Origin of the sequence: Duganella sp. Dugasp56 (assembly GCF_047304105.1) — a bacterium.
GTDB classification, from domain to species: Bacteria; Pseudomonadota; Gammaproteobacteria; order Burkholderiales; family Burkholderiaceae_D; genus Rugamonas; species Rugamonas hordei.
Map to the genome: position 1 here is coordinate 60,938 of NZ_JBGLYQ010000026.1, position 14,930 is coordinate 75,867.

At 63.5% G+C, this 14,930-nt stretch carries 13 protein-coding genes; 4 read left to right on the top strand and 9 right to left on the bottom strand.

Annotated elements, in window-relative coordinates; all coding sequences use genetic code 11:
• Positions 1 to 86: 86 nt before the first annotated feature.
• Together ACCD07_RS19005 and ACCD07_RS19010 are read right to left on the bottom strand one after the other, a co-directional pair.
• On the bottom strand, positions 87 to 4,163 hold the full coding sequence (locus tag ACCD07_RS19005) for a hypothetical protein (RefSeq protein WP_413448245.1): 4,077 nt from the start codon (positions 4,161 to 4,163) through the stop codon (positions 87 to 89).
• Entirely contained in the window at positions 4,164 to 4,814 is a 651-nt protein-coding gene (locus ACCD07_RS19010) for a hypothetical protein (protein WP_413448246.1), read from the bottom strand.
• Positions 4,815 to 4,988: 174 nt separating this feature from the next.
• On the opposite strand from ACCD07_RS19010, the gene ACCD07_RS19015 reads away from it, so the two are divergent.
• From ACCD07_RS19015 to ACCD07_RS19025, 3 genes are read left to right on the top strand one after another with little or no spacing between them, the layout of a single operon-like run.
• Entirely contained in the window at positions 4,989 to 6,605 is a 1,617-nt protein-coding gene (locus ACCD07_RS19015; RefSeq protein ID WP_413448247.1) for a transporter substrate-binding domain-containing protein, read from the top strand.
• Entirely contained in the window at positions 6,602 to 7,273 is a 672-nt protein-coding gene (locus ACCD07_RS19020; protein ID WP_353400241.1) for an ABC transporter permease subunit, read from the top strand. Before ACCD07_RS19015 ends, ACCD07_RS19020 begins: the two co-directional genes overlap by 4 nt.
• Before the next feature lie 21 nt (positions 7,274 to 7,294).
• Positions 7,295 to 8,857, top strand: coding sequence for a hypothetical protein (locus ACCD07_RS19025; RefSeq protein ID WP_353400238.1), 1,563 nt, complete (start codon positions 7,295 to 7,297; stop codon positions 8,855 to 8,857).
• 41 nt (positions 8,858 to 8,898) lie between these two features.
• Here the strand turns inward: ACCD07_RS19025 and ACCD07_RS19030 are convergent, their stop codons facing one another.
• The 7 genes from ACCD07_RS19030 to ACCD07_RS19060 form a co-directional block, all read right to left on the bottom strand.
• Complete coding sequence (locus ACCD07_RS19030) at positions 8,899 to 9,261, bottom strand: hypothetical protein (protein WP_176655579.1); 363 nt, start codon at positions 9,259 to 9,261, stop codon at positions 8,899 to 8,901.
• 152 nt (positions 9,262 to 9,413) lie between these two features.
• Positions 9,414 to 9,761 (bottom strand): energy transducer TonB, encoded by a 348-nt coding sequence (locus tag ACCD07_RS19035; RefSeq protein ID WP_176655578.1) that lies wholly within the window; start codon positions 9,759 to 9,761, stop codon positions 9,414 to 9,416.
• Positions 9,762 to 9,805: 44 nt separating this feature from the next.
• Positions 9,806 to 10,144, bottom strand: a complete 339-nt coding sequence (locus ACCD07_RS19040; protein WP_176655577.1) for an energy transducer TonB — start codon at positions 10,142 to 10,144, stop codon at positions 9,806 to 9,808.
• A 100-nt stretch (positions 10,145 to 10,244) separates the two neighbouring features.
• On the bottom strand, positions 10,245 to 11,987 hold the full coding sequence (locus tag ACCD07_RS19045; RefSeq protein ID WP_413448248.1) for a methyl-accepting chemotaxis protein: 1,743 nt from the start codon (positions 11,985 to 11,987) through the stop codon (positions 10,245 to 10,247).
• A gap of 333 nt (positions 11,988 to 12,320) precedes the next feature.
• A complete protein-coding gene (gene dusA / locus ACCD07_RS19050) occupies positions 12,321 to 13,346 on the bottom strand; it encodes a tRNA dihydrouridine(20/20a) synthase DusA (protein WP_413448249.1) in 1,026 nt (341 codons plus the stop codon).
• Between the two features lie 41 nt (positions 13,347 to 13,387).
• Positions 13,388 to 13,801 (bottom strand): CBS domain-containing protein, encoded by a 414-nt coding sequence (locus ACCD07_RS19055; protein WP_176655575.1) that lies wholly within the window; start codon positions 13,799 to 13,801, stop codon positions 13,388 to 13,390.
• A gap of 35 nt (positions 13,802 to 13,836) precedes the next feature.
• Positions 13,837 to 14,412 (bottom strand): XRE family transcriptional regulator, encoded by a 576-nt coding sequence (locus ACCD07_RS19060; protein WP_176655574.1) that lies wholly within the window; start codon positions 14,410 to 14,412, stop codon positions 13,837 to 13,839.
• Positions 14,413 to 14,465: 53 nt separating this feature from the next.
• Here ACCD07_RS19060 and ACCD07_RS19065 point away from each other — a divergent pair, with 53 nt between their 5' ends.
• Positions 14,466 to 14,924, top strand: coding sequence for a GNAT family N-acetyltransferase (locus ACCD07_RS19065; protein WP_176655573.1), 459 nt, complete (start codon positions 14,466 to 14,468; stop codon positions 14,922 to 14,924).
• The last annotated feature ends 6 nt before the right edge of the window (positions 14,925 to 14,930 follow it).

Here is a 14,930-nt window from a genome sequence, read left to right on the forward strand (position 1 = left end):
TTCTAGGAACAAGCTTTTTTACTTTTCACCGCGTCATATTTTCGCCACGGACTTGTGATTGCTCAATGTGACATTTGCGTGACATTTCAAGTGGACGGCGGAATGCCCGGCGGGGCTGGAGGGATAGCATCTTTCAAGTCGCTCAGCGATGCGAGTGGGTCGTGAGATGGAAGCTTGGCCGCAGCGTCTTTGGCGGCGGCCAGTTTGTCGGCCAAGGTCTTGGCGGCCGTGGCCTGGTCGGCGGCGGCTTTGCTTGCGGCGGCATCCGTTGCGGCTTTGGCTGCGGCAGCAGTGGCGTCGGAGGACAGAGCGTCTGCGGCGGGAGCTGCCGTCTCGGCGCCAGACGATGTGGGCTTGGCCTCGGCAACTGCTTTAGCATCGGCACCGGCTTTTGCATCGGCGGCCTTGCCGGCTGCATCGACATTCGGGGGCGTGCCGCCAAATGCGGCTTTTGCTGCCGCCTGGTCGGCGGCTGCGGCAGCGGCTTTGGTTGCTGCTGGCGCGGCTTGAGCTGCATCTGCCGCAGCCTTCGTCGCGGCGTCGACGCCGGCGGGCGGCTTGATGCCATCAGGGATAGGCATGCCCGCTTTGCCGGCCGACGCGAGGCTATCCGGCACGGCACCAGCGGGCGATTCCAGCGTTGCATCCGCTGCAGGCGTTTTGTCGGCAGGGACGCCCTCGCCCGCTTTCGGCATCGCGCCGCCGGATTTTGTGCGCTGCGCATGCGCGGCACCTGCAGATGCTGGAGCGGCGCCGTCGGCGGCAGTCGCGTCGGGCACCGCCATGCCGGCATCGGCATCGGTGGAGGGCGCATCCGCAGAGGGTGTTGCCGCCTCAGCGCCAATCGGCGCAGGCTCAGAAACGGCCGGGCCATCAGGTTTAGTATCGACGACCGCTTTAGCATCAGCGTCGGCGCTTACGCTGGCGTCCTTGTCGGCTTTGAGATCAGCATTTGCCTTGGCATCCGCGTCGGCTTTGGCATCTGTATCGGCTTTAGCGTCCGTACTGGCTTTATCATCCGCGTCCGCCTTGGCATCGGCATCCGCTTTGGCATCGCTGTCGGCTTTGGTATCCGCGGCCGGCGCATCGGCGGTGGCGGACGATGCGGACTTGGCGTCAGCGTCAGCTGTCGCACCGCCCGCATTGGCGGCGGCGGAGGCGCCGTCTGCCGCGCCGGAGTCAGAAGCTGCCGCCGCATCGGCAGGTGCTGCAGCGCCGTCGGCGGTTCCTGCTGCGGCACCGGCAGCACCGGCAGCACCGGCTGTACCTGCGGTGCCAGCGGCACCGGCTGCACTCGCGGCAGCAGCAGCGGCCTCGGTGGCGGCCTTGTCGGCGGCATCGGCATTCGAGGAGGTGCCGCCGTTCTTGACCACCTCCGCATCGACGATCGCCTCCGCCTTGATCGCCTCGGCGCGCGCCGCGTTCACCTGCGCCTGCACCGACTCAACCTGCGCCAGCGTTTGATTGATGCCCGCCTGCGCCTGGTCCTTCATCGCAGTGGTCTGCGCCGTGGCATCGTCCGCCGCCGCGCCCACGTCCTTTTCGCTGGCGACGATCTGCGCCGCCAACGACTGCTCCGATTCCTTGGCCGCTTGCGCCGCCTGCTCCGCCTTGTCCGCCTCGGCCTTCACATCGGCCAGCAACGCCTCGGTATCCGGCACATACGGCTCCATCGTCGTCTCCGACTCCTTCTGCGAATCAGCCAGCGACGACGACATCTCCTCCATCGCCCCATCCGCATCCGCCGCGACGCTGTCGGCATCCTGCTTCATGCCATCGAACGAGGCCTGCACCTGCTCCGACACCGAGCCGCTCTCCGTCATCGAATCGCTGGCCTCCTGCGCGCCGGCGGCCGTGTTGTCCGCCGCCATCTGCACCTCGCTCACGCCCTGCGACGCCTCGTCCGCCGCCGCGCGGGCACGGTCGAGCAAGTCATTGGCAGCCTGCTTCGCCTCGGACTGCCAGTTATTCACCGCGTCGACCACGCTGCCGGCGTTTTGCACCTGCGACTGCAACTGGGTAAACGTCCCCGCCACATCGTCGTAGAACTGCGCGAACGGCGCTATCTGCTCGCCCACTTCGCGGATCTTCAAGCTGGCGATGGCCTGCGACGCCTGGTCCACATACGACAAGGCCTGATCCGCCGCCTGCCTTACCTGCTGCTGCGCCGAACCGCTCACCGATTCCACCTTGCCTTGCGCCGTCGCCAGCGTGTCGGTCAGCTTCTGCATAGGCTGCATGGCCTGCTGCTTCACGCCCGCCAACGCGGCACTCAGCTTGCCCAGGCCGTCCTGCGCCATCGCGGCAGCCTTGCCGACTTCCACTTTGCCCTGCGCCAGCACATTCTGCAGGGGCGCGCCCGCGGCCTGTATCTGCGCCTCCAGCGGCTTGAAGGTGCGGTCCAGCAGATCGTTCAACTCCTGCTGCAGGCGCCGCACCAGCGGTTCGCATTGCAGCTTGGCCAGGCACTGCTCGGCGGCCGTGCGCACCTGGTCCAGCACCTGATGCACCGCGGCCGCTGCCTTGTCGAACTGCTCCTGCATCAGCGGCGGAATCTGTTCGGCGGCGGTGGCCACCTGCTGCAGCGCCGCCTGCATCTGTTCCAGCAAACCGATCAGCGCATCAATCGCCACCTGCACTTGCGCGATGGCCTGGTCCAGCAGGGGATTCAACGAATCGACCAGCGTGATCGCCTGGTCCATCAGGCCGGTGGCCTGGTCGCCCGCCGTCTTCACCGCCGTGCGCGCGGTGGTGATGGCCGTCTTCACGCCCGGGATCATGGCCTTGATGCCCATGAACAGCGTGCGTGCCACCATCAGCGCCGGCGCCTTCATCATGTAGCGCGTGCAGATCTCGATCGCGCTGGTGCACAGCGCGTCGGCCTGATCGAGCTCGCTGGAGGCCGCGTCGAGCGCGCCGTTGGCCTCGGCCACGAACGGCGGGATATTGTCCTTCACCTGCGTCAGCATGGCGATCGCCTCGGCGATCATGGTGCGCACGGGGATGAAGTTGTCCGGTAGTTGGCGCAGGATGGTCTTGGCGTTTTCGGCCTCCTCGTCCAGCTCCTTCATCAGCTGCAGCACCTTGCCCACTTCGTCGCGGATGACGTCCAGCACTTCCTGCAAGGCCTGCTGAATGGCATCCACGCGCAACTCCAGCGCATCGATCGGCTCCATCGCGCGCTGGATCATGGTGTCCACTGTGTTGGCGGCGGCGGCCAACTGGTCGATGACGATATCGACCTGCGCGCGGGCGGCGGCCAGCGGCTTGATGAGGATGTCGCCCAGCCTCCCCAGTTGCGCCGAGGCTTCATCGAACAGCGCATCGCAGTTGCGCGCCTCGTCGCCCAGCGCGGCGCTGGCGCTGTCCACCTGATCGATGGTCGCCTGCAACGGCGCCAGCAGCGCATTGCCTTTCTCGTTCAGCAGGTCGGATACGCCGCCTATCGTTTGCGTGGCTTGCGCGGTGGCTTGCTGCATCGCCGTTTCGAGGTCGCCGACGTTGCCGTCCAGCGTATCGCGCAGCGCCTTGACCTGCGCCAGGCTGTCGCTCTGCAGCTGCTCGGCGCGCGCCAGCACGGCCTGCACAGCGGCGTTGCCGGCACCCGGTCCGCCCTGCAGCTTGCCCAGCTGCTCCAGCTGCTGCGACAGCGGCAGCAGATCGCGGCCGTACTGCTCGACCATGGCGCCGGTGCGCTTGGCCAGGTCGGCCAGCGCCTGGCCGCGTCCCGGCAGGCTGTTGAAGAAGGTCATCTGCGCGCCGAAGTCCGGCACCAGTCCGGACAATTCCGGCAGCAGGGTGCTCATGGCCTCGACCGCCTCGTTGGCCGAGTCGATGACCTTTTGCACGCCGGCCGTCTGCGCCAGCAGGCGCTGCGGAATAGCGGCGGCGTCGTTGGCCAGCTGGCGCAAGTCGCTGGCAGCCTGCTCCAGCACGCCGGTGCAGCAATCGATGATGGGCTGCGGGTTCAGCAGGTCCGGTATCGCCTTCATCTGGTCGGCGACCTTTTGCATGTCCTGGTTCAGCGAAGTGGCGGTGGCCGTGACCTCGGTGGCGAAGGTCTTGCCCTGCTCGACGATGGTGTCGGCCGCCTTTTGCACCGCGCTGGCGATGTTGACCGGGCACTGCGGCAGCACTTCGATGGAGTGGTCGATGACTTTCATTTACAGGGATCCCAGCGTGGCCGTGCTGCGCGAAGTGGCGTCGCTCAGCGAGGTCTTGATCGCCGCCACCTTGGACGGCGCCGGCTCCAGCGACAGCGAGGCCGAGCCGATGGTGCCGATGGTGGCGTTGACCTGGGCCAGCGCCTGGTTCAGCTCAGGCAGCACCTCGGCGCCTTCGATGCGGATGTCCTCCAGCACCAGCAGCAAGTCCGGCACCACGGGGATTGCCGGTACCGCGCTCAGTGCCGGCAGGGCCGACAGCGCGGCGGCCGATGCGGCCGCGCCCGCACTGGGCGGCGCCACCAGCCGGCCCGGCTGGGCTTGGCGACTCAATTCCTCCATGACCACCACCGCGCCGCTCATCAGGCGTCCGGCCAGCGCGTGCAGCCAACCGTCCGGGCCGGAGTTGGCGGTCGCCAACGACGGGCCGGAGCGTTGCAGTATCCAGCGGAGTTCGGCGCGCGCGGCCGGTTCGCCCAGCCAGTAGCGCAGGTAAGTGTAGGCGTCGGCGGCGGACGAGAAGCGCCGCCGCGAACCCAGCGTGTGCTGGCCGCCCTGCCCCTGCAGCAATGCCTGTCCGATCTGGCCGCCAGATTCGTAGAAGGTGACACGGCTGGAATGGCGCCATAAGCTGGCCAGTGGATGCAGCATGAAAGTCTTGGCAGATGTTTAAGCTGTGCAGGGTCGGACGACAATAACATGAGCAGCTTGATAACGCAAACCCACAGAAGCTGCCCAGAAGCCACATCCCGAGCCGCCGTCGTTGCATGATGAGGTCGCCTCGGGTAGCATGGAATTCGAACTGGGACCCAGAGAAAAACGACAATGTGGAATCGCGCTTTATTTAAAATACTGGGTCTGGCTGGCTTGCTGTTTCTGTCGCTGGCTGCACAGGCCGACGCCGGCAGCAGCCCGACACTGGACACCATCCGCAAGAACAAGGTCATCCGGGTTGGCGTCAAGACCGACTTCAGCCCCTACAATTCGCTCAACGCCAAGCGCGAGGTGGTCGGCTTCGAAAGCGACATCGCTGAGCTGATCGCCGACCGCCTCGGCGTCACCCTCAAGAAAGTCAGCATCACCACCGAGAACCGCTTCCAGAAGCTGGAGCTGGGCGAGGTCGACATCCTGATCTCCACCGTCGGCGACACGGCCGCGCGGCGCAAGATCGCCACCGCCATCGAGCCGGGTTATAACGAAACCAGCGTCAACGTGCTGTTCCGGCCGGGCGAGGCCGTGCCGGCCTGGAACCAGATCCGCCACGAGACCATCTGCGCGCTGCAGGGCAGTTATTTCAACAAGCCGATGAGCGAGCGCTACCTGCTCGAACTGCAAACCTACAAGACCGTGCGCGACGCCCAACTGGCGTTGCGCGACGGCCAGTGCTCCGGCTTCCTGTACGCGACGGCGGCGCTGGCCAACACCGCCCAGCTGCCCGAATGGGCCGGCTACAAGATGCCGCTGCCGAACGCGCTGATCACGCCGATGGCGATCTTCATCGCGCGCGGCGAGCAAGGCAGCGAGCTGGATCTGGCACTGGGCAATATCCTGGCCGACCTGCACCGCACCGGCTGGCTGCTGGAGGCCAACAATCGATGGGGCATCGCCTCGACCTCCTGGCTGAAGGCGCAGAAGGAACTCTGGTCGGCGCGCGACGAGCACGGGCAGTACCTGTGCGTGCGCAACAATACCGGCAACTGGATCGCCGCCTGCCGCGCCGCCGAGTACGTGTCGAGCACCGAGGTCAGCGGCGTGCAGGCGGTCGGCCTGTGGATCAAGGAACAGCTGGGCGTGGACCTGAACTTCGTCTACGACCCGTACGACCGCGCGCAATTCTTCACCGGCATCTGCTACACCATGTTGCTGATCACCTGCAGCATCGCCATCAGCATGGCGCTGGGCATCGCCGTCTCGGTCGCGGTGGACGGCCGCGACGGCTGGACCGCGCGCGTCATCCACGCCATCATGGCCTACGGCAGGCTGACGCCGCCGCTGCTGATGATGTACCTGATCTTCTTCGGCCTCGGCGGCTGGACCATGCGCGAGTTCGGCATCAAGCTGCCGGCGTTCGCCGTGGCGGCGTTCTGTTCCGGCTACTACACGGCCGGCCTGGTGATGCGCGCCTTCCTTGAGGCGGCCAACCACGTCCGCACCTATGAAGCGGGCTTCGTGCTGCACTGGCGCAACCTGGGACGCACGGCGCAATACGCCAACTGGCCGGTCAAGCAGGCGCTGATCAACCTGACCAAGCAGACCATGATCGCCTCGGCCATCGCGATCCCGGAACTGCTGAGCGCCAGCAGCCTGCTGATCGCTGAAAAAGGCAACATCTTCCTGACCATGACGGTGCTGCTGATTACCTTCTACCTGATCACCAGCCTGTGGACCAGGATCTTCAATTACCTGGAAAAGGCCTTGCTGCCGACCGTGGGGCAACCATGAACAACGAAACCCTGAGTTTCCTGCTGACGTGGACGCCCTTCCTGCTGCAGGGCTTCATGTGGAATGTGTTCATCGCCGTGTGCGCGGTGGCGCTGGGCACGCTGATGGGCGCCGGCCTGGCTTGGCTGCGGGTGAAGAAAACCGGCCCCGTCGGCACTGCGGCCGAGCAGGTCTCGACCTTCTTCCGCGGCGTGCCGACGCTGGCGCTGATCTTTTACGCGGTGTTCGTGCTGCCCAGCGAATTCGCGCTGCCTGGCACCGAGATGACGATCCATATTCCGCAGTGGGTGAAGGCGGTGATCGGCTTGTCGGCGGCGCCGCTGTCGTTCACGTCGGAGAGCCTGGTGGTGGCCTACCGTGCCTGGTCGCGCGGCGACATCGGCGCGGCCCTGCTGTTCATCCCGACCTGGATCAATGTGTTCCTGATTTCGTTTGTCGCCTCGAGCGCCTCGTCGCTGGTCGGCGTGAGCGAGCTGGTGAGCCGTTGCAACACGGTGATCGCCGCCACCGGCACCAGCGTCATGGTGCCGGTGTATATTTACTGCAGCTTTTACTTTGTCATCACGTCGCTGGTGTTCACTGCGCTGATCGGCAAATTCAAGACGTCACGCTTCATGGCCGGGGTGCACACCCGGCTCTCGCACGCCCACGCCGCACTGCGCAACTGACCTCGCCCGGAAACCGACGCCATGCCACTCACCTTCAAAGAAGAGATTGAACTGCAAGCCGCTTTCATGCACATCAAGCGTGAGCGCCGCGAGTCCCTGCAGGCGATGTTCGGCGGCACCCAGCTGCGCGCCAAGAGCCGGGTCGAAGACGCCAAGACGCTGGCCAAGGACGCCAAGGACTGCAAGAAAAAACTGGGCGCCATTCCCGGCGTCGCGGTGCCGCATTTCAGCATACCGCAGCTGAACATCGACCTGTTCAAGGGACTGGACCTGCCCGGCCTGATCGACTTCCGCATCCCGGGCGTAGGCTTGCCGAATTTCGACATCAACCTGATCCCGGACATCCACCTGGGCTCCATTCCAGGCTTCAACCTGCCCACGGTAAGGCTGAACCTGAAGGGCCTGATCAAGTTCAAGGACTTGCTGCCCGATATCTCGCTGCGCGCGCTGGTGTTCAAGATCGCGCTGAAATTCCCGGAAATAAATATCCCCTCGCTGCTGTTCGACCTGAGCAAGATACTGAGCATTGATTTCGATGTGGCGTTCCCGCGCATCCGCGACCTGTTCCCGGACTTTTTCAAGATCGACCTGAACGTCAGCCTGCCGCACCTGGCGATACCGGACATCAGCCTGCCCAACGTCAACCTGCCCAACCTGGACCTGCCCAACATCAACCTGGGCGAGATCGACTTCAGCAAGATTCACATCCCCGGTTTCGACTTCCCGACCATGCTCAAGGTGCCGGGCTTCGACAAGGTGCTGCGGCTGCTGTTCGAGCTGTTCGACAGCCTGGACATCGAAGTCATCCTCGCCGAACTGGGTGTCGAGTTCATGGCCGACTTCATCAGCTCGGCGCTGCCGCTGGTGCAGCAGGTCAAGGCCGGCGCCAAGGCGGCCAGCAACTGGGGCACAGCGGCGATGGACTGGCACAAGGCGCAGAAGACCACGGTGCAGCGCGGCTTCCTGCTGCCGGGCGACGCCCGCGACGCCTGCGACGCCGTGGCCGCGCTGCTGCGCACCAGCCGCAACGAGCATGCGGCGCTGGCGGCGATCCAGACCACCCAGCTGGCGGTGTCCACGGCCGGCCTGTTCGCCGACCTCGGCGGCGTGACCGGCCCGGCCGTGGCGGCCGCCAGCGCGATCGCCACCACCTGCCAGAAGATCATGATCATGGGCGCGCGCTACAAGGAGATGAAGAAGGTCAACCAGATCCTGAGCGCGTCGGCGATGGAAGCGCTGTCGTCGAACATCTTCCGGGTGTCGCCGCTGCTGGGCTGCTACTACCTGGCCAACAACAGCACCAGCAGCGTGCTCAACATCCTGTGCGACAACATCATCGAGGATGGCTGGATGGCGCAATGGGAACAGAACAAGCGCCAGCATCTCGATCCGCTGCTGACGGAGTGCGCGCGCTTCATTTCGGAATCGCGCTACGTGCTCGATCCGGTGCGGCAGAACAAGGGGATGTTTGTCGAGAAAAGCAGCATGGACAAGCTGAAGGAAGGAATGGCCTTGTACATCAAGAAAAAGCGCGGCCTTGCGCCGGCGCACGCCAGGGTGGCGACGCACAAATACGTGGGCTGACGGCAAAGCTCGCCGCAGGCGCGGCGAGCTTTAGCAACCGGTCAGCGGCGGTGGTAGCCGCGCCCACCCCAGCCGCGTCCGCCGCAGCACCAGTGGCCGAACGAAAAGTCCAGGCCGATCGATACCGGCGGGTAATAATAGGCCGGTGCCGGCGCGTAATAAACCGGCTGGGCGACGTAGGTGGTCGTATAGACCGGCTCGGTGGTATACACCACGCGCGACGCGCTTTGCGCCGGCAACTCTTCCGTCCACGTGCCCGACTGCACGCTGCTGCCAGCAGGCACGGTCGACACGGTATGCCACTGATACGGATCCTGCACGCGGGCGCTGGTGTAATACGGCTGCTGCACTGCGCAGCCTGTCATTGCCGCCAGGGCGGCCACTACGGCGATGATGGTTTTCATGGCGAATTCTCCTTGTTCCAGATGTTACTATATAAGGAAGTGCGGCAATGCTGGAGTCCCATTACAGCTTGTTACACCCGATGTAACAGACGAAAAAAAGGAACCGCGCGCGGTTCCTTTTTTGTCTGCAACACCGGGCTTACTCCAGCTGCTTAGTCCAGCTTCCAGGCGTAATCGACCTTGGTCCAGGTTTCGGCCGGGGCGCCGTCCTTGGTGCCCGGCTTGAACTTGCAGGCGCTGATGGCCTTGATCGCGGCCTTGTCCAGGTTCTTGAAACCGCTGCTCTTTTCAACCTTGGAGTCGGCCACCGAGCCGTCCGGCTTGATCAGGAAGGACATCGATACCGTCCCCTGCTCTTCGTTCATCAGCGACGCTTTCGGGTATTCGGCCTTGCAGTTTTTTGCATCGAAACTGGCCGGAACTTCAGCAGCAAACGCCACTGGTGCGCTCGAAACGAGCACTGCTGCAATCACACTTAACCAACGCTTATTTGTAGACATCTGATTTCCCCAAGTGTTTTAGTATCCGGCACTTTGCTGATTTATTACAGCTTCCAGCTGTAATCGACTTTGGTCCAGGTCTGGGCCACGGCACCGTCCTTGGTGCCCGGCTTGAACTTGCAGGCGCTCAGGGCCTTGATGGCGGCCTTGTCGAGGTTTTTGTAGCCGCTCGACTTGTCGACTTTCGACTCAACCACGTTACCGTCCGCAGCCACCAGGAAGGACATGGTGACGTCGCCCTGCTCTTCGTTGATCAGCGATGCCTTAGGGTATTCAGCCTTGCAATTCTTGGAGTCCAGCGATGCTGGCACTTCGCCGGCGAAAGCGGTCGAAGCAGCGGACAGGATGACGGCGGCGAATACACTGGTAGAAAACTTATTCATTATGCAATTTCCAAATAATTATTATTAAAAACTGGTTAGTCGAATCCCACAGCGGACCTACGTGCCGCGCAAAAGCGCGACGGCAGACTGCGGCAAAGTTTTAGAACTCTTCCCACTCGTCGCTGCCGGCGGTGCTGGCTGCCGAGGCGACTTTCTTCGGTTTGGCTGCTGCGGCTGGCGCGGCGGCCAGTTTTTTCACAGGAGCACGGGCGGTGATCGGTTTGACCACTGCCTTGGCGGCGGCAGGCTGGTACACAGGAGCCGTAACGCGCTCCTCGCCTTCCACCAGTTTGAAGATGCTGACCACGCGCGACAGTTCGGCGGCCTGGTCTTGCAAGCTTTGTGCGGCGGCGGCGGCTTCTTCCACCAGCGCGGCGTTTTGCTGGGTCATGCTGTCCATCTCGATGATGGAGACATTGACCTGTTCGATACCAGCGCTCTGCTCCTGGCTGGCGTTGGCGATTTCGCTCATGATGTCGGTCACGCGGCGGACCGAGGCAACCACCTCGTCCATCGTCACGCCGGCCTGGCCGACCAGCTTGGTGCCGGCGCCGACTTTTTCGACCGAGTCATCGATCAGCATCTTGATTTCTTTTGCAGCACCGGCCGAACGCTGGGCCAGGTTGCGCACTTCCGACGCCACCACGGCGAAGCCGCGGCCTTGTTCGCCGGCACGTGCCGCTTCCACCGCGGCGTTCAGCGCCAGGATGTTGGTCTGGAAGGCGATGCCATCGATCACGCCGATGATGTCGACAATCTTCTTGGCCGATGCGTCGATCGAGCTCATGGTGTCGACCACTTCCGACACCACTTTGCCGCCCTTGATCGCCACGTCCGACGCGGCCGACGCCAGCTGGTTGGCTTCGCGGGCATTGTCCGCATTCTGTTTAACGGTCGAGGTCAGTTCTTCCATCGCCGACGCGGTTTTTTCCAGCGAACTGGCCTGCATTTCGGTACGCGACGACAGGTCGATGTTGCCGGCGGCGATTTCACGCGAGGCGGTGCCGATGGTTTCGGTGCCGGAGCGGACCTGGCCCACGATATCGACCAGGCTGTTGCGCATTTCTTTCATTTCGGCCAGCAAGCTGTCCTTGTCGTTGCCGGCGGTATCGATGGCGATCGACAGGTCGCCGTTGGCGATGCTGCCGGCGATCGACGCGGTGTAGTCAGGCTCGCCGCCCAGTTGTTTCAGCAGGCCGCGGGTGATCACCACGGCGGCGGCTACCGAGATACCGACAGCCAGCAGGCCCAGCACGATCATGAAGCTGCGGGCGCTGGAGAAGCCGCTGGCGGCATCCACTTGTACTTGTGCATTCAGCTTGTCTTCCAGCGTGGCCAGCTGGTCGAGCGCGGCCATCCATTTTTTCTGGGCTGGACGGATTTCCTTGATCAGTACCTTGGTTGCTTCTTCGGCCTTGTTGGCCAGCCACAGTTCGGACGCCTTGGCGATGGCCGGCATGGCGATCGCTTCCTGCTCCTTGATGGTCGCCAGCAGCGCCTTTTCTTCAGGCGTGGCTTCGACCGAGAACTGCGTGCTCAGTTTGTTTTGTGCGTCGGCGTACTTGCCGGCCAGTTCCTTGATGCGATTCATTTCCGGCTCCATGTCGCCGGCATCGGTCATCAGGGTCAGGATACGCAGCGACGTGATGCGGTCGCCCACGTTCGCGCGCATATCGACCACCAGGCGCGAGACGACGTTGTTCACGCTGATGACGTGGTCCAGGCGATCCTGGATTTGTGCCATGCGGAAGATGCCGACGGTCGTCACCGCCACCAGGAATAAGAGAACCAGCGCGAATCCGAGACCCAGGCGCGTTCCGACTTTCATTTTTGCTAAATTCATTTCGTCTCTTCGTAAGTGACACAGTTGATAAGAGTGCCCTGGATGGCTTCGTCTTTTGCACGGCACTATCCACTCGGCCCTTGCTGCTAGGTAATATATGTGACAGTAGCAAACAATGACTGCGAATGCAAAACTAGCGGTTCGGGGAATGCTGATGTGTCGCTTTTGAACCGCAAATACACAGAAGGAACAGCGTGGATATGTGTGTATATTAGGGAATTATAGATGCAAATTTTGCTTCAAAGCAAGCAAAACCTGCCTTAAAAATACGCAAGCGAACTTTCTGCGTGGAAATACCAACACACCCGACGATTGTTTGCCAAATAGGCTAGATCATGCGGCAATGCGCAGGTGCGAGGCGGCTTCGAGCAGCAGGCGGGCGTCGCCGGCGGCGAGTTTTTTGGAGTCGGACAGGACCTGGCGGAAAGCGCGGGCACCCGGCAGGCCTTGCATCAGGCCCAGCATGTGGCGGGTGATGGAATTGAGCTTCAAGCCGTTTCCACCGTGCTGGGCCAACTGGGCCTGAATGTAGGGAATCATTGCTTCCAGGACCTGTTCGCGGGTCTTGGGCGTGGTGGCGGCGCCATAGTAACGCTGGTCGAAGCCGGCCATCATGAACGGATTGTGATACGCCTCGCGGCCCAGCATGACGCCGTCCAGGTGCTTCAGGTGCTCGTCGATTTCGGCTTCGGTCTTGATGCCGCCGTTGATAATGATTTCGCAGTCAGGAAAATCGCGCTTCAATTGATAGGCGAATTCGTACTTCAGCGGCGGCACTTCGCGGTTTTCCTTGGGCGACAGGCCCTTCAGGATGGCGTTGCGCGCGTGCACGATAAAGGTGGTGCAGCCGGCCTGGTTGACGGTGCCGACGAAGTCGCGCACGAAGTCGTAGCTCTCGGTCTGGTCGATGCCGATGCGGTGCTTGACGGTGACGTCGATGCTGACGGCGTCGCGCATGGCCTTGACGCAGTCGGCCACCAGCTGCGGCTCGGCCATCAGGCAGGCGCCGAACGCGCCCTTCTGCACGCGCTCGGACGGGCAGCCGCAGTTCAGGTTGATCTCGTCGTAGCCCCACTTCTCGCCCAGTTTTGCACTGGTGGCGAGGTCGGCCGGATCGCTGCCGCCCAGCTGCAGCGCCACCGGATGCTCTTCATCGCTGAAGCGCAGGTGGCGCTCGACGTCGCCGTGGACCAGCGCGCCGGTGGTGACCATTTCCGTGTACAGCCAGGTGTGACGGCTGATCTCGCGGTGGAACACGCGGCAGTGGCGGTCGGTCCAGTCCATCATCGGCGCGACGGACAGGCGGCGGCCCGGCACTGCGGGGGCCTTGGCGGTGGTCGGCAGGTTGATGATGGTCATGGCGGCAACACTCGGTATCGGTCGGGGGTCGACATTATAGCTCAGGCGGCGGGCGGCGTCCGCAGCGCCCGCAGGATGTCGCGCCAGCTAAGGATGCCGACCAGCCGGTCGGCAGCGCTGAGGATGGGAATGCACGAAATATTGTGCGCATTGAACACGTCGATGGCGTCGTCCACACTGGCGTCCTCGCGCAGCACGACGGGGCGGCGTGACATGATCTGGTGGACTTTCTTGTTCAACGTGGCCACGTCCTTGTAGGTTTCCACCGAGCTGCCGAGGTTCGGGCTGAGCGCCTTGTACAGATCGCGGTCCGAGACCACGCCCAGCAGCTCGCCTTGCTCCATCACCAGCACGTGGTGGAACTTGCCGTGATCGAAGATTTCCTTGACCAGGCTGAGACGGTCGTCCAACTCCACCGTCACCACGTTCTTGCTCATGATTTCCTTGAGTTCCATGCCCTCCTCCGCAGATGCCGATTGAAGTCCATAGGCTACAACACAAACGGCAGCGTCACCAGTCCGACCAGGTAGCGGGCCGGCTTCTTGCCGGGATTGGCGTAGCTGATGTGCAGGTCCTCGCGGATGGCCAGGCAGTCGCCCGGCTCCAGCCGCCATTGCCCGTCGCCGGCGCTGATGTCCATCACACCTTCCAGCAGCCACACCTGCTGGTAGACGTCGGACTCGCGCAGCACCTGCTCGTAGGCCACGCGCTGGCCGGGCGGGAAGATCACTTCGACCAGCTGCATCGGCGAGCGGGCCGGCGGCGACAGCTGGCGCCGCACGTAGCCGGAGGCCGGATCGGTCCACACCGCCTGCTCGGCCGCGCGCCGCAGCGGCGATGGCGCGCTCGGCGCCGCCTCCCCCGCCTCGAACAGCGAGGCCAGCGTCACGCCCAGGGCGCCGGCAAGCTTGTCCAGCACGGTGGCGGTGGCGCTGCTCTCGCCACGCTCGATCAGCGAGATATTCGACCGGCTGACGCCGCTGCGCTCGGACAAGGCCGTCAACGACAACTGCCGCGCTTCGCGCAAGGCCAGCAAACGGCTGGCAATAAGTTTGTTGATATCCATGAAATCCATTATACTGGATTTTATCATCCAATAAACTGTCACCCACCGCCACTATGCAAATCGCCTTTGAATCACCCAACCAGCCCGAGGTCATCGCCCTGATCGCCGATCTCGATGCCTACCAGCTGACCTTGTATCCACCCGAATCCGTGTACGCGCTGGACCTGGACTCGCTGATGCAGCCGCACGTCAAGTTCGCCGTCGCGCGCGACACCGAAGGCGCCATCGTCGGTTGCGGCGCCATCGTATTGACGCCGGAGTACGGCGAGATCAAGCGCATGTACGTGCAGCCGGCCCAGCGCGGCAAGGGACTGGCGCTGGGCGTGCTGTCCCTGCTGGAACAGGCGGCGCTGGACCAGGGCTGTCCGCTGCTGGTGCTGGAAACCGGCCCGGCGCAGCCGGAGGCGATCGGCCTGTACCAGCGCCACGGCTTCCAGCGCTGCGCGCCCTACGGCGGTTATCCGGACGATCCGCTCAGCGTGTTCATGGAAAAACCGCTGCCGCGCCTGTAACCAGTG